Annotated in this window: 18 protein-coding genes, 2 tRNA genes and 1 rRNA gene; 6 read left to right on the forward strand and 15 right to left on the reverse strand. The window is 46.0% G+C overall.

The features are described from left to right. The first annotated feature begins 44 nt into the window (after window positions 1–44). Window positions 45–503 (forward strand): tRNA adenosine(34) deaminase TadA, encoded by a 459-nt coding sequence (tadA, locus tag AC58PV_RS27415; protein WP_497435863.1) that lies wholly within the window; start codon window positions 45–47, stop codon window positions 501–503. Window positions 504–527: 24 nt separating this feature from the next. Here the strand turns inward: tadA and AC58PV_RS27420 are convergent, their stop codons facing one another. Both AC58PV_RS27420 and AC58PV_RS27425 read right to left on the reverse strand, forming a co-directional pair. Next, window positions 528–1,067 (reverse strand): DUF1697 domain-containing protein, encoded by a 540-nt coding sequence (locus AC58PV_RS27420; RefSeq protein WP_497435864.1) that lies wholly within the window; start codon window positions 1,065–1,067, stop codon window positions 528–530. Between the two features lie 15 nt (window positions 1,068–1,082). Further along, the gene (locus AC58PV_RS27425) at window positions 1,083–1,580 is read right to left on the reverse strand and encodes a DUF1648 domain-containing protein (RefSeq protein ID WP_497435865.1); all 498 of its coding nucleotides are present in this window, start codon (window positions 1,578–1,580) and stop codon (window positions 1,083–1,085) included. A 163-nt stretch (window positions 1,581–1,743) separates the two neighbouring features. Here AC58PV_RS27425 and AC58PV_RS27430 point away from each other — a divergent pair. Continuing rightward, window positions 1,744–1,817, forward strand: a tRNA-Arg gene (locus tag AC58PV_RS27430). Window positions 1,818–2,085: 268 nt separating this feature from the next. Here AC58PV_RS27430 and AC58PV_RS27435 read toward each other — a convergent pair. Beyond that, the gene (locus AC58PV_RS27435; protein ID WP_497435867.1) at window positions 2,086–2,451 is read right to left on the reverse strand and encodes a hypothetical protein; all 366 of its coding nucleotides are present in this window, start codon (window positions 2,449–2,451) and stop codon (window positions 2,086–2,088) included. Between the two features lie 337 nt (window positions 2,452–2,788). Between AC58PV_RS27435 and AC58PV_RS27440 the strand changes: the two genes are divergently transcribed. The 4 genes from AC58PV_RS27440 (at window position 2,789) to AC58PV_RS27455 (ending at window position 6,302) form a co-directional block, all read left to right on the forward strand. Continuing rightward, window positions 2,789–3,994, forward strand: a complete 1,206-nt coding sequence (locus AC58PV_RS27440; protein WP_497435869.1) for an MFS transporter — start codon at window positions 2,789–2,791, stop codon at window positions 3,992–3,994. 159 nt (window positions 3,995–4,153) lie between these two features. Next, the gene (locus tag AC58PV_RS27445) at window positions 4,154–4,651 is read left to right on the forward strand and encodes a sigma-70 family RNA polymerase sigma factor (RefSeq protein ID WP_497435870.1); all 498 of its coding nucleotides are present in this window, start codon (window positions 4,154–4,156) and stop codon (window positions 4,649–4,651) included. Next, the gene (locus AC58PV_RS27450) at window positions 4,648–5,124 is read left to right on the forward strand and encodes an anti-sigma factor (protein WP_497435872.1); all 477 of its coding nucleotides are present in this window, start codon (window positions 4,648–4,650) and stop codon (window positions 5,122–5,124) included. The genes AC58PV_RS27445 and AC58PV_RS27450 overlap by 4 nt, the downstream gene beginning before the upstream one ends. Then, window positions 5,124–6,302, forward strand: coding sequence for a hypothetical protein (locus AC58PV_RS27455; protein ID WP_497435873.1), 1,179 nt, complete (start codon window positions 5,124–5,126; stop codon window positions 6,300–6,302). The genes AC58PV_RS27450 and AC58PV_RS27455 overlap by 1 nt, the downstream gene beginning before the upstream one ends. 293 nt (window positions 6,303–6,595) lie before the next feature. Here the strand turns inward: AC58PV_RS27455 and AC58PV_RS27460 are convergent, their stop codons facing one another. From AC58PV_RS27460 to rrf, 12 genes are all read right to left on the reverse strand, one after another. Further along, window positions 6,596–6,766 carry a small acid-soluble spore protein P gene (locus AC58PV_RS27460; RefSeq protein ID WP_497435875.1) on the reverse strand — a complete coding sequence of 57 codons (171 nt, stop codon included), beginning with the start codon at window positions 6,764–6,766 and terminating at the stop codon, window positions 6,596–6,598. 18 nt (window positions 6,767–6,784) lie between these two features. Beyond that, window positions 6,785–6,943 (reverse strand): hypothetical protein, encoded by a 159-nt coding sequence (locus tag AC58PV_RS27465; RefSeq protein WP_167355939.1) that lies wholly within the window; start codon window positions 6,941–6,943, stop codon window positions 6,785–6,787. A gap of 17 nt (window positions 6,944–6,960) precedes the next feature. Beyond that, window positions 6,961–7,308: a hypothetical protein gene (locus AC58PV_RS27470; protein ID WP_497435876.1), complete on the reverse strand. Its 348-nt coding sequence runs from the start codon at window positions 7,306–7,308 to the stop codon at window positions 6,961–6,963. A 121-nt stretch (window positions 7,309–7,429) separates the two neighbouring features. Continuing rightward, entirely contained in the window at window positions 7,430–11,608 is a 4,179-nt protein-coding gene (locus AC58PV_RS27475) for a choice-of-anchor I family protein (protein ID WP_497435878.1), read from the reverse strand. A 154-nt stretch (window positions 11,609–11,762) separates the two neighbouring features. Next, window positions 11,763–11,849, reverse strand: a tRNA-Ser gene (locus AC58PV_RS27480). Window positions 11,850–11,932: 83 nt separating this feature from the next. Further along, window positions 11,933–13,213: a serine--tRNA ligase gene (gene serS, locus AC58PV_RS27485; protein WP_497435879.1), complete on the reverse strand. Its 1,281-nt coding sequence runs from the start codon at window positions 13,211–13,213 to the stop codon at window positions 11,933–11,935. A 91-nt stretch (window positions 13,214–13,304) separates the two neighbouring features. Next, window positions 13,305–13,883 carry a pyridoxal 5'-phosphate synthase glutaminase subunit PdxT gene (gene pdxT / locus AC58PV_RS27490; RefSeq protein ID WP_068669666.1) on the reverse strand — a complete coding sequence of 193 codons (579 nt, stop codon included), beginning with the start codon at window positions 13,881–13,883 and terminating at the stop codon, window positions 13,305–13,307. Next, window positions 13,883–14,764 (reverse strand): pyridoxal 5'-phosphate synthase lyase subunit PdxS, encoded by an 882-nt coding sequence (gene pdxS / locus AC58PV_RS27495; protein ID WP_057314892.1) that lies wholly within the window; start codon window positions 14,762–14,764, stop codon window positions 13,883–13,885. Before pdxS ends, pdxT begins: the two co-directional genes overlap by 1 nt. 119 nt (window positions 14,765–14,883) lie before the next feature. Then, window positions 14,884–16,254 (reverse strand): D-alanyl-D-alanine carboxypeptidase family protein, encoded by a 1,371-nt coding sequence (locus AC58PV_RS27500; RefSeq protein WP_497435881.1) that lies wholly within the window; start codon window positions 16,252–16,254, stop codon window positions 14,884–14,886. A 201-nt stretch (window positions 16,255–16,455) separates the two neighbouring features. Continuing rightward, window positions 16,456–17,913 (reverse strand): IMP dehydrogenase, encoded by a 1,458-nt coding sequence (gene guaB, locus AC58PV_RS27505; protein WP_497435882.1) that lies wholly within the window; start codon window positions 17,911–17,913, stop codon window positions 16,456–16,458. 162 nt (window positions 17,914–18,075) lie between these two features. Continuing rightward, window positions 18,076–19,281, reverse strand: coding sequence for a putative glycoside hydrolase (locus tag AC58PV_RS27510; RefSeq protein ID WP_497435883.1), 1,206 nt, complete (start codon window positions 19,279–19,281; stop codon window positions 18,076–18,078). A gap of 101 nt (window positions 19,282–19,382) precedes the next feature. Further along, window positions 19,383–19,488, reverse strand: a 5S ribosomal RNA gene (gene rrf, locus AC58PV_RS27515); the annotation flags it as partial.

Raw genomic sequence — 19,488 nt, forward strand, 5'->3', positions numbered from 1 at the left:
TTCTATTCACATGTGGATAAACTATTATTGCGAGGTGTCCCCCTGTGGATCAACATATTCCTTGGATGAGAGAAGCGATCCATGAAGCTCTGAAAGCGGAAGCCATCCGTGAAGTTCCGATCGGCGCCATTGTCGTCCATCAAGGTCAAATCATTGGCCGTGGCCATAATTTACGCGAAACAACCCTGGATCCTCTTGCCCATGCAGAGTTAATTGCCATTAAACAAGCAAGCGAGCATTTGCAGGCTTGGCGTCTCCTGGATTGCCAGCTCTATGTAACTTTGGAGCCCTGTCCGATGTGCGCAGGTGCGATCGTGCAAGCGCGCGTGCCTCAAGTTATTTACGGTACTGTTGATCCGAAGGCTGGCTGTGCCGGCACGTTAATGAATTTGTTACAGGAAGATCGGTTCAATCACCGGGTCGATGTCGTTAGCGGCGTTTTGCAAGAGGAGTGTTCCACGATGTTAACGCAGTTTTTTCGAAAATTACGGGGGAAAGTTTAGGACTTTAGTCCTTTTGGCTGCTTATTACTTGTATAGCCCCGCCATCTCTGCCAGTTTGCTCATCGTATTCCAGTTACGCGTCGTGGTTTGGTTCCCAAGCTTCTGGATGTTACCCGCTAGCTTCGAATCCAGCACACTTTGCCGAAACAGATAATAGATCGTACAGCCTCGTATTCGATATTCATCGACCTCACTCTGTCCCTTGGATAAGATGTCGGTGAAAGTCTGCGGGGCTTCTTCTGTAAGCACAGAGATTTGAATGCTCTCCCCTTCGGATAGCGCCTCTGCGTCATAGGGGCAGTTCCTTACAAGGTCATCTAGCTCCGTCGCAGTACGCAATATTACAGTAGGCGCTACACCTACCGCATCACTGATGGCTTTTTCAATACGCGGGCATAGTGTTTCTCTTGAATCCTCCGATTGGAACAGCACATTGCCACTTTGCAAATAGGTCTGTACTTGTGCTAATCCTAAGGCTTCTAACGTCTTTTTCAAGTCGGCCATCTTAATCTTGTTCTTGCCACCTACATTAATTCCGCGTAGAAAACCAACATAAACCGTCATTTCGGTGTGCCTCCCTTACTTTAATTGTATGGAACGTACGATGAAGAAGATAATCGTGGCAAAGAGCAGCAACAGGAGGAGGCCTAGCACCCAACCATTAAGCTCCGCGGTGCCTTCTTTTGCACTCTGGATAATCGACCATTCAATGAACGCGAACAGAATAAGGATTATCGTCTTCATACTATGGATGAGCAAACGCGCATTCTGATATTGTCTACGAGCATTCTGCTCCGTGATTGGAGATGGGTAATTATACACGTGAGGGATTTTGCTTAGGAGCGTTAGGCCAACATAGATGATAACACCTATGAGTGGTAAGGCCATTAGGCTCATTTTGTTCCCCCAACCATCAATCTCCCCTTTTCCGTTAAAATGCATCGGCATTCGCTCCGGCATATCGCGCCATTCGTAGGCGACATATGCGATCATACTTAGGATTGCGAGCAGAGAAATAACATCAAGTGCGATTTCAATTCTAGTCTTGGCAAGTTGAATGACAGGTCGTTTCTCCATAAGGCACCCTCTTTCTATTGGTTACGAACAGGTAAGCGTTGAATGTTCTTATTATTCTTTACCCACTATGTACATTCCTTGCTTAAATAAACAATATCTTCCTTGTCTATGGCCTAAAATGGTTGCACCTCTAAAACATCTCATGTTAGAATGACGATACTATGCGCCCGTAGCTCAGCAGGATAGAGCAACAGTTTCCTAAACTGTAGGTCGTACGTTCGAATCGTATCGGGCGCGTCATAGTTGACAAAAAAACCTTGATATATCAAGGTTTTTTTGTTTCACTCAGAATCCTAAGCATACAGTTTGAACAAGTCTCATCCCAAAACTATTGTTGACTGTAGCTCTAATTCAACTGAGCTTTTTTAATAGCCGCGAAAAAAATAAATAGGAGCCACTTAAGCAAGTTGCTCCCTCTGATCGTCAACCAATTTATAACTAGCTCCATCTGCAATTACCACAGAACAAAAAAAATGCGCCACTTATGGGCACATAGTTGTCAGTATTATGGTTTAAGTTTAGCAATGACGGCAACTGTTACAAAACGGATGGAGTTAGTTGGGTTCCACGCTGTAAAGAACCAATGGTCCTCGGCACTGGAGTAGCTGTCGAGCATGTATCCTTGTTGGTCACCGCTAAATACCCAAGCTCCACTGATGATGTTGTAGTCGTTTCCGAAGACTTCTATTCTCCGAAAAGTGTTTGGTCCTAAACGTGTAGTTGAGATTACGAAACGTCCAAATCCATCGCCGAGATCAGTTGCTTTGATTGCTTTCTTAATGCTGTATTTAACTGTACGTGCGGCAGTGTATTTCTTGCCGGTTTTGAGTTGTGCTCTTTTAATTACTGCTAGCGCTTTTCTGCTAATCATATGGCATTCTCCTTTCTTAATGGAATAATATAGTAGATGCTAGAATCATAGATTACGAACGGGGCATTTTTCGCAGGTGTGTAGCGGAAATTGCAAATTGCAAATCAAATCGATAGTCACACAACATGCTTGTCGTGTTGTTAACATTGCGGTAAAATAGGAACCGTAACACGATTAACCGTGAGTCATCGCATAGACTCTACACGATTAGTGTAAATCGAGCGCGTATAGTTCTTTTAAACATACATACGTAATAAGGGATTTCAACTCAAGTTGACAATCCCTTTCTTTAATTATGGCCACTATGGATTCACACTCGAAAGGAGTCCTCACTCCGATGACAACTCGCGCGATTACATCCTATCGCATCCCGCTCTTCTGTGCGGTCACGATGCTCTTCTGGATGTCGATGTACACCAGCGTTCCAATCATGGCACCTTATGTGGAATTCCTCGGGGGAAGCCACCAATTAGCTGGCTGGATTGTCGGCATGTACGGCATTTCGCAGATGCTGCTCCGCATACCCGTAGGCATTATGTCGGATCGTTTTCATAAAAGAAGGCTGTTCATCACCTTCGGTCTCCTCTTCACCGCCATTACAGGAATCGGGCTGTGGTTCACGCACGATTTTACGTGGATCTTGATCCTTCGAGCGCTGGCAGGGGCAGCCGCAGCCACTTGGGTTGATTTTACAGTGCTATTCACAAGCTATTACAAGCATGAAGAGTCTACGAAGGCGATCGGGACGATCTCCTTTTTCAACTCACTGGGTCAGGTGCTGGGCATACTTAGTGCGGGCTGGGCGGCAGATAAGCTAGGTTGGGAATCTGTCTTCATTCTCGGCGCGGCGCTTGGCCTGCTAGGGATGATCGGTTCTTTCTTCCTCATTGAAAAAGTAGAGAAAGACGCGCCCAAAATTACCATGCGAGGAATCGGAAACGTAGCGACCGATCGCACGCTCCTCTTTGTTTCGCTGCTCGCTATCTTATCCCAAGTACTGATATTTGCTACGGTGTTCGGCTTCACGCCAGTTTATGCGTTGCAGCTTGGCGCAGATAAATTCTCACTTTCCTTGCTGTCCTTATTCGCTAACGTACCTGTTGCGCTTGCCTCTCTATTCGGTGGAAGGCGTTGGGCGATGAAATATGGGGAGAAACGCATGGTTGTAGCCGGCTTCCTGCTCATGGGGATTTTCACCTTTACGGTGCCTTTCACTCATCATCTTTGGCTGCTCATGATTACCCAAGCATTGGCTGGGTTTGGTCGCGGACTTTCGTTTACCTTGCTCATGGGGATGAGCATTAAACATATGCCTGCGGATAAGCGAGCAACGGCAATGGGCTTTTTCCAAGCGATATATGGTCTCGGCATGTTCGTAGGACCTGTCCTCATGGGCATCATTGGCGACTATTTCTCTCTGAATGAGGGCTTTATTGTACTTGGTGTCCTCGGTGCCGGCAGTGCATTACTCGCCTATCTGTTCGTCCAAAGTTCTGCTAAGAAACAACCACTGGGAACTAACAAATCTACGATGGCACAATAATTGGAAGAGTGAATCTCACGATTCGCTCTTTTTTTTCATCAAAGTGCAGGGGTAAGTCTAGTAGGCCTCGTCTATACATGCGGAGAGGAGGAGAAGCATATTGAGGAGCACGTACTAATTGATCGTATTCTAAAAGGCGATGAAGCGGCATTCCGTGAGTTGATCGCAAGGTACCGTTCGTATATTTTGCAGACGATATTTGCGATTGTTCGTCACCAGAAGGATACCGAAGACTTGTCCCAAGAGGTTTGGACCCGCATTTACTTCTCCCTCCCTCGGTATGAAAGGAAAGGCCTGAAAACCTGGATGACGCGCATCGCAGTGAATCGTGCTATTGATTTCAAGCGCGCGACTAGTCGGCGTAAGGAAGACAGCGTTGCCGAATTGGAGGAAGCTCTGTCTTCAGCTGGTCCAGCGCCTCCAGAGCAGAGTGTGGAACAAGAAATTATGATCAGAGAAACGACGGAATTCGTTCGCCACAAGCTCGATCAGATCCCGCCAAACTACCAAGACGTGTTATTGGCCTATTATATTCATCACCAATCGTATCAAGATATCGCCGATGCCCAAGGCATCACGATCAAAACCGTCGAATCAAAGCTATACAGAGCCAAGATGTGGCTGCGAAATCATTGGAAGGAGGAGGAGTTTCGATGAAGGTTACCCATTATAGTGAACAGGAATGGATGCAGTATATAGAGGATCATCTACCGTCAGAAGTAAGGGACGAAATGGAGGATCATCTCTACCGTTGCGAGGCCTGCTTAGCGAGCTACATGATAGGTATAGATCAACTAGCCCTACAGTCGATCCTAGAGGTCGAAGATCCATCAGTCTATACGAATCGTATTCTAAGCAGGACAGTAGGAACGAAGCCGGTTTGGTATCGCTCAACGATGTTCCACTATGGGATCGCGGCTGCCGCGACGCTGGTGCTCGTAGCCACTGGCTTTTTCCATGGCATATCGCAGGAAATAGGAACGTATGGTGCCTTCAAGCCCGCTCCTCCTCTAGAAGCGCCTGCCTCTCTTGAAACACCCATTTCGATATCCGATCATCTCGTTAATCGCACACTAACATGGTTGGATACTTTACAAAATGAACATAAAAAAGGAGGCCTAACGCCTTAATGCCTACGAAAAGTAATCTTATTGCATTCCTGCTATCCTTCATTCCCGGAGTCGGTCATCTGTATATGAATCGTACTATCCGCGGTTTATTATACGGGTTCGTATTCTTCGGACTATCTTTCATACTCTTTCTAGGTATTGTGTCTCATGATGCTGATGAGTTAGCCTTTCTGCTTATTCCTATCGGGCTTACGTGGATCATTAATATGATTGATATGCTTATCTATTTATTGAACGCGCCAGCTCCAATGCCAATGCCGTTGCCAAATCCATCAATGTATCATCAACCGATGCAACAACCGTATTATGGCCCTTATCCACCTGAACAAGAGATGCCGTCTTGGAATGCTGACGCATACTATGCTCACCTGGCAGGAAGACATGAAAGATCTAAAGTACTCATGCTCTCCTTCGTTCCAGGCGTTGGCCATTTCTGGCTTGGGTTAATGCAAAGAGGCCTTACCGCAATGATCTCCTTCTTCGGTATTGCCATTCTTGTGTTCTTTATCACCATTCTGACGCATAACGAAGGTTTTATCGTGTTCTTACTGGCGTTGCCTGTGCTTTGGTTCTATACGATGTTCGATGCGCTGAAGCAGTTAGATCGTAAGCAAACCGGATATGAGCTCGTGGATCGTAGTATGTTTGAAGATTTCCAGCGTGATGAACATGGCCGCAAGAATCGGACCCTTGCCACGATTATCGCCATTTTCCCTGGTGCCGCGCATCTGTACTTATCGATGACCAAACGCGGGATCCAACTGATGGCTGTGTTTCTTTTCTCCATTTACGTGTTGGATGTGCTGCGGCTGTCTCTTTTCTTCTTTTTGATCCCGATTCTTTGGTTCTTTAGCTTTTTTGATGCCCTGCAGAGCATTTCGAAGTATGAAAATGGTACGCTGACTGACAAGCCTCTTGTCGAAAATTGGACAGCCTATCAACGTCTGATTGGTGTCGTTTTAATTGTTTTAGGCGGCTACTATATCTTCAGTGAGTTCTTTGTCCAATTCCTCTATCAAGTTCTTCCCGCTTCGCGGAATTATATGTATCTGCTTAACAACTTTAGCCAGACACTGATCGTTGCCCTTCTCCTGATTGGCGGCGGCATTCGTTTACTCATGAATCGAAAGCAGAAGTTATCGTCACCATTTCCTGAAAAGGATAACAGTGAAATTTGATAACCTACGAAAAAAAGAACCCCTAAGGGTTCTTTTTTCTGTCGGCATTGATGATATTTCTTTGAACCTTGTTACTCATAAAACTTAAGTTAAATCTGCGTATAAAACACGGTAAGTGTCTTTAGCACATCGCCCTCCAGCCTGATTATAACAGGTAGAAAAGTCCTCTTTGCAACGGTTGTTTCGCTTTCGCTAATTGCTCCAACGGAACCACACCTCTCTGCTTGCCGACAATAATAGTATGACCGATTTACAATTTTTTAATCATCTATTTTAAAAAATTTCATTGCCCGTTATCCGCCGTGTCCATGCCCTTCAGCAGCGTGACCGCCGTGATGATTCTGGTTCTTCACTTTCTTAGACCCAGACAAGGGTTCTTGGTTCCCGCCCTGCTGATTACGGTTCTTTACATTGCCATTATTGACAAGATTGTCGCCTGCGGAATAATTCTTAGGTTTAGACATATCTCCTCATCCCCTCTCTTACGAGTTTGTTCCTTCGTGATTTAGAGCATCTTGATGGCGATGGTCGTTGACCTTCTGCTGAACCTGCTGCGCATGATGGGCGTTAACTGGATTGTTATCCAAATCTTTGGCCACATTCTGCAAATTCTTGTCGGGACTCTTTTGCTTCGTCATCATGGTGTCCTCCTTCTCACTTAAGCGTTGGTGACCTTCTGCAAAGCCTGCGCACATTCATGAATATGCCGCACATAATCATCGATCAACGTCTGCACAACATCGCTGCGTTCGTCAATATGCGTTGTGCCTTGCTGCACGTCAGTTAGTTCAACTTTCACTTCTCTCGCATCCACATACGTCACTTTAAAATCAAATGAATAACCGGTATGCCCCGCCGTCATAATGTGCACGCGGATAGCATCCGCATCGCCCTCATCTGCCCATACCCTTGTTTGATCCGCAGGTTGCAGAATAGTTGGCATGACACGCATCCATTCACTCACGATTTCAGCTTGATCCACGCTAGGCTTATCTGATTTGCTCATAGGTAACACCTCCACATGATTAAAATGCGGAAGCCGCCCGTGTTTTATCCATGTAAAAAAACACCTACTCCCCAGCACGAATCGAATCCGTGTTAGAGAGTAAGTGCCATCTGTTACCAGTTTATTTCACAATTTGCTGCAGAAGCATACCCAGCATCTTCGCAGCTTCTTCACGCGATGCCAAGTCTTTCGGTGCGAATGTATTTCCCGATTTCCCGGAAATAATGCCTGCTTGCTGCATCGCTTTCGCTGCGTCTACAGCGAAGGCAGGAATCTCTGCACCGTCTGCAAAAGGTGCAGCGGTCACTGCTTGTGGCAAGCTAAACTTCTGATGCGCAGCGAATCTCGCGATCATCGTGACGATTTGCTCGCGCGAGATGTTGGCAGCAGGTGCGAATACACCCTCGCTTACGCCGCTTGTAAGGCCGTTCTCAGCTGCCCATTGGACAGACTGGGCATAATAGCTGTCTGCCTTCACATCGCGGAAAATAGACGATTTGTAGCCGCTAAGGTTCACGCCAGCCATACGAGCTAGCATTAAGGTGAAATCAGCACGACTGATTTGAGCATTCGGGGAGAACTGACCCTCTGCTGTTCCATTAATAATGTTACGAGCCGCTAGGTACGTAATATAGCTCTTAGCAAAGCTTGCTGACGTATCACTGAACGTAACAGGGGAATAACCCACCGCATACTGCGAGAAGTGGCTTACTTTGAACACCAGCGTACCTGTAGCCGCGTCATAGTAGCTATTCGTGACTTTTACGAGCTCACCATTGTCCGCAATGTAATAGGCTACAATGGCATTTGTATCTTCATTAGTTGTCGGTTTATACGGAACTTGAACCTCAACGGAACCTCCGTTGAAGGTAGAAACCGTTTTGCCTCCTGCTGTAATGGTGAAATCGAAGACAGGGCGATCGCCAACAGCAGCTTTAACCGCATCGCTATCTTTTGCAGTCATATGTTGAGTAACCGCACCTAGATCCGCTTTAGCAATGGACAAGGAAACTTCACCCGTCGTTGCAGCAGAGACGATGGCAGCCAGCGCATTTTTATCCAAATTCACGGAACCAATACCTAAGTCTAACTTTACTGCTGCCGTAGAGCTCGCGGCAACCTTAACGAGTGATTCTGCTGGCAATTTGATAACTGCTTCTGTGGAAGTAACATCAACTGCTGCCTTAATTTCAAGGATAGATGATTTTCCTGCTGAATCAGTCATCTGTTTTAAAGCATCCGTTACTTGCCCAACCGTAAGATTAGCCGTGGAAGTACCTTTGCTATCTTTGACAGCTGGTGCCGTAATTGTTGTCACTTCTCCATTCGTTGTTGGAGGGCTAGGTTGTGTTCCTCCCGCTACGGGACCACCAGAAGATGAACTTCCCGCAGAAGAAACCGTTACAGGTACATCCGCTGTCGCATACCCGTCAGGGCTAATAGCTGTAATTACCGCGATACCCGTATCCACGGCTGATACTAGGCCTTCTGCACTCACCGTTGCAACCGCTGAATTCGAAGATTTCCAAGTAGCTGTGCCTGAACCAACAGCCTCTCCTGCAGCCGTCGTCACTGTTGCTGTGAGCTTGCTTGCAGCGTCTCCCTTAGTAACAGACAGTGTGGATCTATCCACGCTAATCCGTTGGACATTAAGCTGATAGACAGCAACCGTTCCGCCTACCTCATTTGCAACTAGAAGCAATGGATTCCCATTCGGGCTAATTGCGGCAGGTATGAAATCAATACCCTCTGGCCCCGTATCAGTATTCAAGTTGTCCTTCGGAGTATAAACACGTGAATTTGTATAGTTTACAAACTTGGCATTCACGGGATCTGACACGTCATAGGTCATAATACCACCAACACGCTCAAGTCCCACGAAAGCAAGGATTTTACTTCCCACTTTCCCTACTTTCACATCTTCAGGCTCTGGCCCTTTTTTCGAGCTGCGATCATCTAAAGCTGTCTTACTATTACTCGTATTGAAATTGTTCGGCACACGCTGTGCAGTAACTTTCTCAAATTCATTCCCGCTATCATAGACCTGCGCCATCGTATTTGCTTGCCAAATTGAGAAGGAACGGCCCCCATACATGTAAATGCTATCCGATCCCATATCACTAGCAACTTCTACGCCGTCATAAGTCGTCTTACCAGCCAAGAATTGAGCTGCAGGTGAGTTGGGCGTCAAACTGCCTTTCATCGCGCCAATCGTGCTGCCATTGCCTCTCACACCCGGCCATTCGGTTACATCTCCCTCATTCGCAGTTAATACATAAGAGATACCATTAATCGTTTGGCTAGCAATGCCATCTGGCATGTACATCCCATAGAACGGGACATTTTCAAACTTGATCGCATTGTCTTTCACTAGATCCAAAGAATTGCGTGGAAGGCTCAAGTCCTTCAAACCTAACCCGTTAATCGAAAGGACCTTTTTCGTTGCTAAATCAATCGTTCCAATCGCGTTATTCTCTTGGAAAGACACATAGGCTTTACTATTATCTTCCGAAAGTGCGATATATTCAGGTTCCAAATCAAAAATGGCGTCTTGCTTCGTACCTTCACCTGTAATCTGACCCGTTACTGGCGTAGAAGCACCGCGAATATGAACCTTATTGTCGATGACGGATGGATCTGCAAATCGTAGCTGCGTCACACTATCCATCATCGTATCAACGATGGTTATACTTCCTTCAGGATCGATACCAGCCGTACGAGGCTCGCCTTCATTCGCAGTTAAAATGTATCTGCCATCTGTTGTGGATTTAATCATATCGGGCTGAATACCTGCGTCATACATCTTCACAACGTTGCCATCGTAATCGAGAACGACGATTTTACCAGCTTTTTTGGAATCTGCCTCTTGCACAGATACGGATACTCGCTTCGTAGTCGTATTCACATCCACGCTTGTCAGGTCACCGTAAAGAAAACCATTATTCTCAACCAAATCTTTGACTTTAATCGTTTTCTCTTTAACTGGACCTTGGACTAGATCTAAACGAACGATATCTAGACTAGGTGGATTCCCCGAGCCATTGACCAGATAGAACTTATTATTATCTTTGTTGTATTTAACAATCTCGGCGACACCACCGTCTTTATTCGTAATTCCTACTTTAAAATCAGTCAACTTCGTGATACTTAGCGTATCTTTGAATAAGTTAGAAGCGGGTTCAACCTGAATCGTCAAATTACGGCCGTATTGTGCTAACAAACTATCCGTTACTTTAATGTATACGTTAGATGTAACTACTTCTGTTGGTTTACCGTTGACTTCACCTGTGACAGCATTAATTGTTAGTCCAGCAGGCAATCCTGTTGCTGTGAACGTATATGGCGCTCTACCTCCATACACATTCATTAATACCGAATAGTCTTCTTGCTCATAAGCTGTAGGCAACTTTTCATTGGAGTAACCCAGCACAGACACATTATTATCCCATTGCCCGAATGCGCCATATTTAGGTCCCTTCACTGCTAATTCTTGCGTAGTCGAATCGGCAATCCCGAATTGTCCGAAATCCTGCTTGTTATTATCCGAATCTGTTAGTGCTTTCCGACGTACGGATATTTTCTTAGAGGTTCCTTCTGATGAACCTTTGGGATAATCGAACTCGTACCCATCAATGTCCGTTTGGATGTCAATGTTGTCCCCATCATTGCTTCCTGTGCCAATCATATCGACATAGCCAGTCGGTTTAGGGTCATTGGCAAATGGATTTTTATTAGCAACATCCAACTTCGTTTGGTTGCTCATCAACACAACCTTCATCCCTTTATTGTTAAAAAAGCGTTCGCTCCATAATTGATCATACGTCGTTGTCAGATTTAGCTTCGGCGCAGTTGCCCCTGTCGCTTTGCCAAGAATGAGGAACGAGGACTTGGCTTTAATCGTGCCAACAAGATCAAGTTTATTCCAATCGCCCGTTGGACCTATCTTCGGATCTGTTGCATCTGCTCCACGATCCGCATATTGAAGTGACCAGCCATTTAAGCTGACATCATTGCTAGTTGGATTATAAAGCTCAATAAATCCATGGGAAGATGCTGTATTTTTCGAATCTATTGCCAAACCGCCACCATATACCTGATTGATGAACACATGCGGTACTGTTACATCGTAAGTACCATTGGACAGATACGGTGTTCCTGGTGTTATTGCTACAGCACTTGCTGGGATGGCTACTGCCAAAGAACTTATCGTGACAGCCACGGATAAAAGTACCGAGACGACCTTCGTTCCAACCTTCTTCACAGGGGTTTCACTCTCCTCATATTGGATGATCTCGTCCATTATAAGAAAAGCTCCAGCTACTAAATACCCACTTTTCGTTAAAATATGATGTAGATTTTGTAAAGAATCTCTCGCTACTCTGAAAATGAAAAACAAAAAAAGCCACACGATTTCAACAATCGCATGACTTTTTGGTTGGGTATTACCTTGGCTACGGAGAGGGTGGGATTCGAACCCACGGAGACCTTGCGACCTCGGCGGTTTTCAAGACCGCTGCCTTAAACCACTCGACCACCTCTCCACGATAGGCGTCTCCGATTAGGGAGACGACCTTGTGCAGTGACAAAAAGCATTGTAGCACATAACTGTCACTCGATGCAAGTGCTATTTTTTTGTGATGACTTTAACGTTGTTCATGTAGGGTACAAGCACGTCCGGAACGATAATCGAACCATCCGCTTGCTGATAATTTTCAAGAATCGCAGCCACTGTTCGGCCAAGCGCTAAACCTGAACCATTCAGGGTGTGCACGAACTCCGGTTTCGCCTTCGCATCGCGGCGGAAGCGAATGTTCGCTCTGCGCGCTTGGAAGTCTTCGAAGTTCGAGCAGCTGGAGATCTCGCGGTACGCACCGCTGTTCGGCAGCCATACTTCCAGATCATACGTCTTCGCCGACGTGAAGCCAATATCACCTGTGCAGAGTGACAGCACACGGTAAGGCAGCTTCAATAGCTGTAGGACGCGCTCAGCATGCCCTGTAAGCTTCTCCAACTCGTCGTAGGAGTCTTCGGGCTTTACAAGCTTAACAAGCTCAATTTTGTTGAATTGGTGCTGTCTGATTAAACCACGTGTATCACGACCAGCAGATCCTGCTTCTGAACGGAAACAAGCGCTGAATGCCACGAAGTTAACCGGTAGCTGTTCTGTTGTAAGGATATCCTCACGGTGATAATTCGTAACCGGTACTTCTGCTGTCGGAATCAAGAAATATTCCGAATTCTCAACCTTGAACACATCTTCCTCAAACTTCGGAAGTTGGCCTGTACCCGTTAAGCTATCACGGTTAACGATATACGGAGGCAGCATTTCTTCATAACCATGCTCATCGCTGTGCAGGTCCATCATGAAGTTGATCAAAGCGCGCTCTAAGCGGGCACCAAGCCCTTTGTAGAACACGAAACGCGAGCCCGTTACCTTCGCCGCAGCTTCGAAATCCAGAATGCCTAATTCTTGCGCAACTTCCCAATGCGGCTTTACTTCGAAATCGAACGATGGAATATCGCCAATACGGCGTACTTCCACATTCTCTTCCTCCGTACGACCTACAGGAACGCTGGCATGTGGCATGTTCGGGATGGAGAGCAAAACTTGTTGTAACGACTCGTCTAAGACGCGGATCTCATCATCAAGCTCTTTAATGCGGTCTCCGACCACTTTCATTTCTTGAATCAGCTCATCCGCGTTTTCACCGGATCTCTTGCGCCCCGCTACCTCTTGGGAAACGGTATTACGACGGTTCTTGAGCTGTTCCGTTTCTTGCAGCAGCTCTCTGCGCTTCACGTCTAGCGCTGTGAAGCCATTAAGCTCCTCGATCTGCTTGCCGCGGTTTTGCATGGCAGCTTGTACAGCTGCTAAATCACTTCGAAGTAACTTTACATCAAACAAGGAGATTCCTCCGTTAGCGCAAAATGGTTTGTATATGGAAGCAAGCACCCATACCGGCAATCCGGTTAACTCGGGGTGCTTGAACCATTGGTTATGCTTGGCTTTGCTTTACCATGTCTAAGAAATAACTATGCAGACGGAAATCATCCGTCAGCTCTGGGTGAAACGACGCCGCAAGGAGATGGCCTTGCCGCGCAGCGACGATCTGGCCGTCATACGTGGCCAATACATCAACATCCGGTCCCACTTTCTCAATGAGTGGGGCCCGAATGAATACCGCGCGAACGTTCTCGTCAATGCCTTTGATCGGCAAGTCCGTCTCAAAGCTTTCGCGTTGACGACCGAACGCGTTGCGAGCCACCGTAATATCCATCAGCTCAAGGTGAGCTTCCGGCTGTCCGGTGATCTCTTTCGCGATAACGATCAACCCTGCGCAGGTGCCGAACACCGGCTTGCCTGCCGCGGAGAACTCACGCAGCGCATCGATGAAGCCATATGTGCGCATAAGCTTACCAATTGTCGTGCTCTCTCCACCAGGGAGAATAATGCCATCTAGCTCAGCGAGCTGCTCAGTACGTTTAACAACGACACCTTCTGCGCCTGCTTTTTCAATACCACGTATATGCTCTGCTACCGCGCCTTGCAGCGCGAGAACCCCAATCTTCGTCATTACCAGCCGCGCTCCTGCATACGCTCGGAAGCTTGAAGCTTAGAAATTTCGATTCCCTTCATAGGGGCACCTAGGTTTTTGGAAATTTCAGCAATCAATTTGAAGTCTGTGTAATGTGTTACAGCTTCAACGATCGCTTTTGCGAACTTCTCTGGGTTATCGGATTTGAAAATCCCGGATCCAACGAATACACCGTCAGAACCAAGGTGCATCATAAGCGCTGCATCAGCAGGTGTAGACACACCGCCAGCTGCGAAGTTAACAACAGGCAACTTACCTGTTTGGTGAACTTGAAGCATCAACTCGTAAGGAGCGCCAAGTGTTTTCGCTTCGAACATCAATTCGTCCAAAGACATGCTTTGAACTTTACGGATTTGACCTTGAATTTGACGCATGTGACGAACCGCTTCAACAATGTTACCTGTTCCTGGCTCACCTTTCGTACGAAGCATGGATGCACCTTCACCGATACGACGCAAAGCTTCGCCAAGATCGCGGCAACCACATACGAAAGGCACTGTGAAATCACGTTTATTGATGTGGAATACTTCATCCGCAGGAGTAAGTACTTCACTCTCATCGATATAGTCAACGCCTAGGGATTCAAGAATTTTCGCTTCAACGAAGTGTCCGATTCTTGCTTTCGCCATGACTGGAATGGATACAACTTTCATGACATCTTCAACGATTGTTGGATCCGCCATGCGGGATACGCCACCTGCTGCACGAATATCAGCGGGTACGCGCTCAAGTGCCATAACAGCGGATGCGCCAGCTGCTTCAGCGATTTTAGCTTGCTCGGCGTTCATAACGTCCATGATCACGCCGCCTTTTTGCATTTCGGCCATACCTGTTTTAACGCGGGAAGTTCCTGTTTCCATTCTTGATTTCCTCCTATAGCTTCTATGCAATTTCGGTGTAGTTCCCTACACGATTCGATATAAACTTCTAAACAACAATTTTACATGAAGGAGGGTTAATATACAACCCATTTTATGGCCTAAGACCCGCCTTTAATCCCATTGAACATATCGCTGAAGAAGTTTTTAATGGAGCGGAACAGCAATCGGATCCAGCTGCCTTTTTCAACATCCCCGTCTGCAATTAGATCTACTGTTTTTTCTTGCCCATTGTAGCTCACTTTCACTTTGCCAAGCGCATCCCCTTTTGCAATTGGAGCTACTAGCTTAGCTTCTTCAACAGACTCAGTAGTTACTGTGAAATCTGTGTCTTTCGCGCCTTTTCTAGCAACGAACGTTAAACCCGTTTTCGTAACAAGAGGTACTTCTAATTGTACACCCTTCTTAATGTTCACACTTTTCAAAGAATCTATCGTCTGTTTCGCATTTAAGAATGGTTTTATTTCAAAATTATTAAATGCATAGTCCATCAGCTTACGTGTTTCGTTGAAACGTTCTGGTTCCGTCTTCGTCCCCATAACAACTGTGATCATACGCATACCATTACGTTCTGCCGTTCCCGTGAAGCAATAGCCAGCATCATCGGTAGAGCCTGTTTTCAAACCGTCTAACCCCGCATAGGCATATTTCTTAAAGTTGGTGTTCGTTGAATTCCCTTCAAGCATCCAGTTCCAGTTGATCATCGCCGTTTTATCTGTTGCTCTAAGCTTCAAGGAAGGGATTTTCGTAAACTCAAGAATTTCTTTATGATCTTTTAAAATGTTATAAGCAAGAATCGCCGCATCGCGAGCTGTCATTTTTGTCTCACCTTCAATAGAAGCAGGTGGATTCTTAAGATCGGCACGTGAAAGTCCTGTCGCACTAATAAAATGAGCCTTATCCGACATTCCTAGCTGTTTCGCTTTGTCATTCATCATTTTCGCAAAGTTCTCTTCAGTACCGCCTAGTAATTCGGCAAAAGCCACAGACGCATCATTCGCAGAATAAATGGACATCGCATTGAACATATCCTTGAAAGTCAGCGTTTCGTTCTCGGCGATCAACTGTCCGGAGCCAATAACGTCCGCTGCATTCTTCGTTGCTGTTACAGGAGAGTCCCATTTAAACTTGCCTTCTTTAATGCTCTCCATCGCCAAATACTCCGTCATCATCTTCGCCATACTTGCCGGCGGGAAGGCTTCGTCTGCATTCATTTGATACAGAACTGCTCCTGTGCTAGCTTCCATAATAATCGCAGATTTAGCTGCTACTTGAGGTTCATTCAGTGCAGGCGCTGGTGTAGTCCCTGCATTCGGAGCAGGCGTTGTCGCCGCCGCTGGTGATGGAGAAGCCGCTGGCTTTTTCTCATCTGCCGCATAGGTTGGTTGTATATGTAAAAGTAAGGATTGAGCAATTAAGCTAATACCTAACACCAAAGCAACCTTTTTCTTTGTCCAACGTAAAAATCTCACAATTTCACTCTCCCTAAATAATGTTTGACTAACACATATGACACGTTATATTGTATCACACCCCATTAGACGAAATAAATGTCTGCGCCGTTCATCTAGAATACGATCATTTCCCGAGAAATAATTCTGCATCATCTATATCAAAAAAAGAAAACGTGGGTTCGACGCCCACGCCTCCAATTTCATCCTATTATCGATAACTTACATCGAGTAGTTTGGTGCTTCTTTGGTAATTTGAATATCATGCGGATGGCTTTCTTTCAAACCTGCTCCCGTAATACGAACAAATTGCGTATCATGAATAAGTTCTTGAATGTTGCGCGCACCACAATACCCCATGCCTGAACGAAGTCCACCGACGAGTTGATACACGGTATCTGCCATTGGCCCTTTGTAAGCCACACGACCCTCAATACCCTCCGGAACAAGCTTGCTCTCGTTCTCTTGGAAGTACCGATCCTTGCTGCCTTCCTTCATCGCACCTAAGGAGCCCATTCCGCGGTAAACCTTGTATCTGCGACCTTGGAAAATCTCAGACTCACCAGGACTCTCTTCTGTCCCTGCAAAAAGACTACCAATCATAACCGCGCTAGCGCCCGCAGCAATGGCTTTAACCACATCACCGGAGTATTTGATCCCACCGTCAGCGATAATTGGTACACCAAATTCAGCGGCTGCTTGAGCACAATCGTAAATCGCTGTAATTTGTGGGACACCAATCCCTGCAATAATGCGAGTTGTACAGATCGATCCAGGGCCAATTCCGACTTTCACCATGGAAGCCCCTGCTTTAATCAAATCACGTGTGCCATCACCAGTTGCTACATTACCTGCGATAATTGGCAGTTCAGGATACTGAGCTCTCAACTTCTTCACAGTCTCTGCGATGTTAATATGATGTCCATGTGCAGAATCTACGACGATGACGTCAATTCCCGCTGTAACAAGCGCTGCCGCTCTTTCTAGCACGTCTTTAGACACACCAACTGCGGCACCAACTAGTAAACGCCCTTGTGCATCTTTAGCTGAGTTAGGGAATTGAATAGCCTTCTCGATATCTTTAATCGTAATTAACCCTTTGAGACCGAAATTCTCGTCGACCAAAGGCAGCTTCTCAATCTTATGCTTCTGAAGGATGCCTTCTGCTTGCTGAAGGGTTGTGCCAACGGGTGCTGTCACAAGACCTTCCTGCGTCATCACTTCTTTAATTTTAATAGAATAATCATGTACAAAGCGCAAGTCGCGATTGGTCAAAATACCCACCAAACGGTTGTCCTCATTAACAATAGGCACCCCCGAAATGCGGTATTTCGCCATTAACTCTTCTGCATCATACACATGATGTTCAGGTGTCAAGGAGAATGGATTCGTGATAACGCCACTTTCCGATCTTTTGACACGATCAACATGCTCAGCTTGCAACTCAATCGGCATATTCTTATGAATGATCCCGATGCCACCTTCACGAGCCATAGCAATCGCTAGCGCAGACTCCGTCACTGTATCCATAGCCGAGCTAATGAAAGGGATATTTAATTTCACACCAGGAGCTAATTGCGTTGAAACGTCGATCTCTTTACCGAAAACTTCCGACTTCCTCGGCACCAACAGCACATCATCAAACGTTAAACCTTCCTTGCCAAACTTATCTTCTCTCACAGCGTACCATATCCTCCTTAAAGCCCTCTAACTGAAGAAAGCTTGATTCATAAGCTTCTGCTCATTCTTTCGTATGATTGCAATCTTAACAAAGAGCTATTTTTGGTGTCAAGGAAAAGGAAGAGCCTACAGCTCCCCCTCACCTCGAATAAGTCGATTCCGTTAACGATAGGAGTACGTACTGCTTGGATTCCAGAGTAGGAACTGTTCGATCCCTTGCTCCTTCGCTGCCTTAATCTGCTCCTTTACATCAATCACACCATACTTCTTATGCGGGTTAACCCAAGTTGCCGTAAAATCCTGATACCACGGCCTGATCTGTGCAACCTGACTACTAGTTCTCGCTAGCTGATGATTTTTCCATTTGGCATCGTTAACTGCTTGATGAATAACCGCATACGGCTGCAAATCAGGGCTTTTGATGCCATAGATGCCGCTGGTATAGTGCGAAGGGTATAACATAGGTGAAATGAAATGGACCTCCTTACTAATCATCGCCCAATCTTGACCAATGCCCATATCATTAGGTAAGGATGTCGTTAATCCGAACACATCTGCTGAAATGTAAGCTTTATTGCCGATCTGTTCTTTCGCCCTATGCAAAAAGGTTGCGATATCCTGCGCCTTACTGAGGTTCTGCGGGTTATCGAACAGCACCTCTCGATCCACCTTCTGCCCATTCTCCGGAAATCTCACATAATCAAACTGAATCTCATCAAAACCTAGACTAGCTACTTCATCAGCGATTTGAATGTTATAATCCCACACATCTGTCTTGTAGGGGTCTACCCAAGCAACCCCCTTCGCATCCTTCCAAACACTACCGTCTCTGTTCTTCATCGCATATATACTCTTCTTCTTACTTAAATAAGGATCCTTAAACACAACAAGCCTAGCTATTGTATAAATATGCTTCTGCTTCAATCGCTGCAGCTTCACTTTCATATCTTGTATAATGACGTGGCTGTTCGCCCCAATTTCGTTGACCAATGGAACCGTTGAGGGATAGGTTACTTGGCCCGAATCGTTCTTCACATCAATTACCATCGCGTTTAAATCCGTCTGCTCCACCAGTTCAATCAATTGCTCGAACTTGCTGCCTACGGAGGACCAGGCTGATACATAAATACCTTTCACGACCGGTTTAGCAGAGTTTTGAAAAGTAGGATTTACAGCCACAGCCTGCGGCATCTTCTTCGGTTCTTGATTAGGCGCGAGCCCCATGCTTCCTACATGACTTAAAGAGTGAAGTGGATTTGTCTCTTCCTTAACTTCGTCCATCTTGGTTGAGCAACCATTCATCATCAGCGTTACTATTGAACAAAGACACACCCTGCTCATCCATCTCATGCGGCTTGTTGATCTCATCGTCATCCCTCCTCGTAGGATTAGTATGGTTAAAAAAACAATATTTACAGATACAAAAAAAAGAGTCTTTTTGGAAATTATCCAAAAAGACTCTTTCAGTTGCTTGGCAACGTTCTACTCTCCCAGAACCCTGCGGTTCAAGTACCATCGACGCTGGAAGGCTTAACGGTCGTGTTCGAGATGGGAACGCGTGGATCCCTTCCGCCA

The organism is Paenibacillus sp. J22FR83 (genome assembly GCF_059691955.1).

Coding starts and splice junctions, on each gene's coding strand:
- AC58PV_RS27475 (WP_497435878.1), bottom strand. CDS start 11,608: ATGGACGAGATCATCCAATATGAGGAGAGTGAAACCCCTGTGAAGAAG.
- AC58PV_RS27510 (WP_497435883.1), bottom strand. CDS start 19,281: ATGAGATCAACAAGCCGCATGAGATGGATGAGCAGGGTGTGTCTTTGT.
- pdxT (WP_068669666.1), bottom strand. CDS start 13,883: ATGACGAAGATTGGGGTTCTCGCGCTGCAAGGCGCGGTAGCAGAGCAT.
- AC58PV_RS27440 (WP_497435869.1), top strand. CDS start 2,789: ATGACAACTCGCGCGATTACATCCTATCGCATCCCGCTCTTCTGTGCG.
- pdxS (WP_057314892.1), bottom strand. CDS start 14,764: ATGGAAACAGGAACTTCCCGCGTTAAAACAGGTATGGCCGAAATGCAA.
- AC58PV_RS27420 (WP_497435864.1), bottom strand. CDS start 1,067: ATGACGGTTTATGTTGGTTTTCTACGCGGAATTAATGTAGGTGGCAAG.
- AC58PV_RS27435 (WP_497435867.1), bottom strand. CDS start 2,451: ATGATTAGCAGAAAAGCGCTAGCAGTAATTAAAAGAGCACAACTCAAA.
- AC58PV_RS27460 (WP_497435875.1), bottom strand. CDS start 6,766: ATGTCTAAACCTAAGAATTATTCCGCAGGCGACAATCTTGTCAATAAT.
- AC58PV_RS27425 (WP_497435865.1), bottom strand. CDS start 1,580: ATGGAGAAACGACCTGTCATTCAACTTGCCAAGACTAGAATTGAAATC.
- AC58PV_RS27470 (WP_497435876.1), bottom strand. CDS start 7,308: ATGAGCAAATCAGATAAGCCTAGCGTGGATCAAGCTGAAATCGTGAGT.
- AC58PV_RS27465 (WP_167355939.1), bottom strand. CDS start 6,943: ATGATGACGAAGCAAAAGAGTCCCGACAAGAATTTGCAGAATGTGGCC.
- AC58PV_RS27450 (WP_497435872.1), top strand. CDS start 4,648: ATGAAGGTTACCCATTATAGTGAACAGGAATGGATGCAGTATATAGAG.
- AC58PV_RS27455 (WP_497435873.1), top strand. CDS start 5,124: ATGCCTACGAAAAGTAATCTTATTGCATTCCTGCTATCCTTCATTCCC.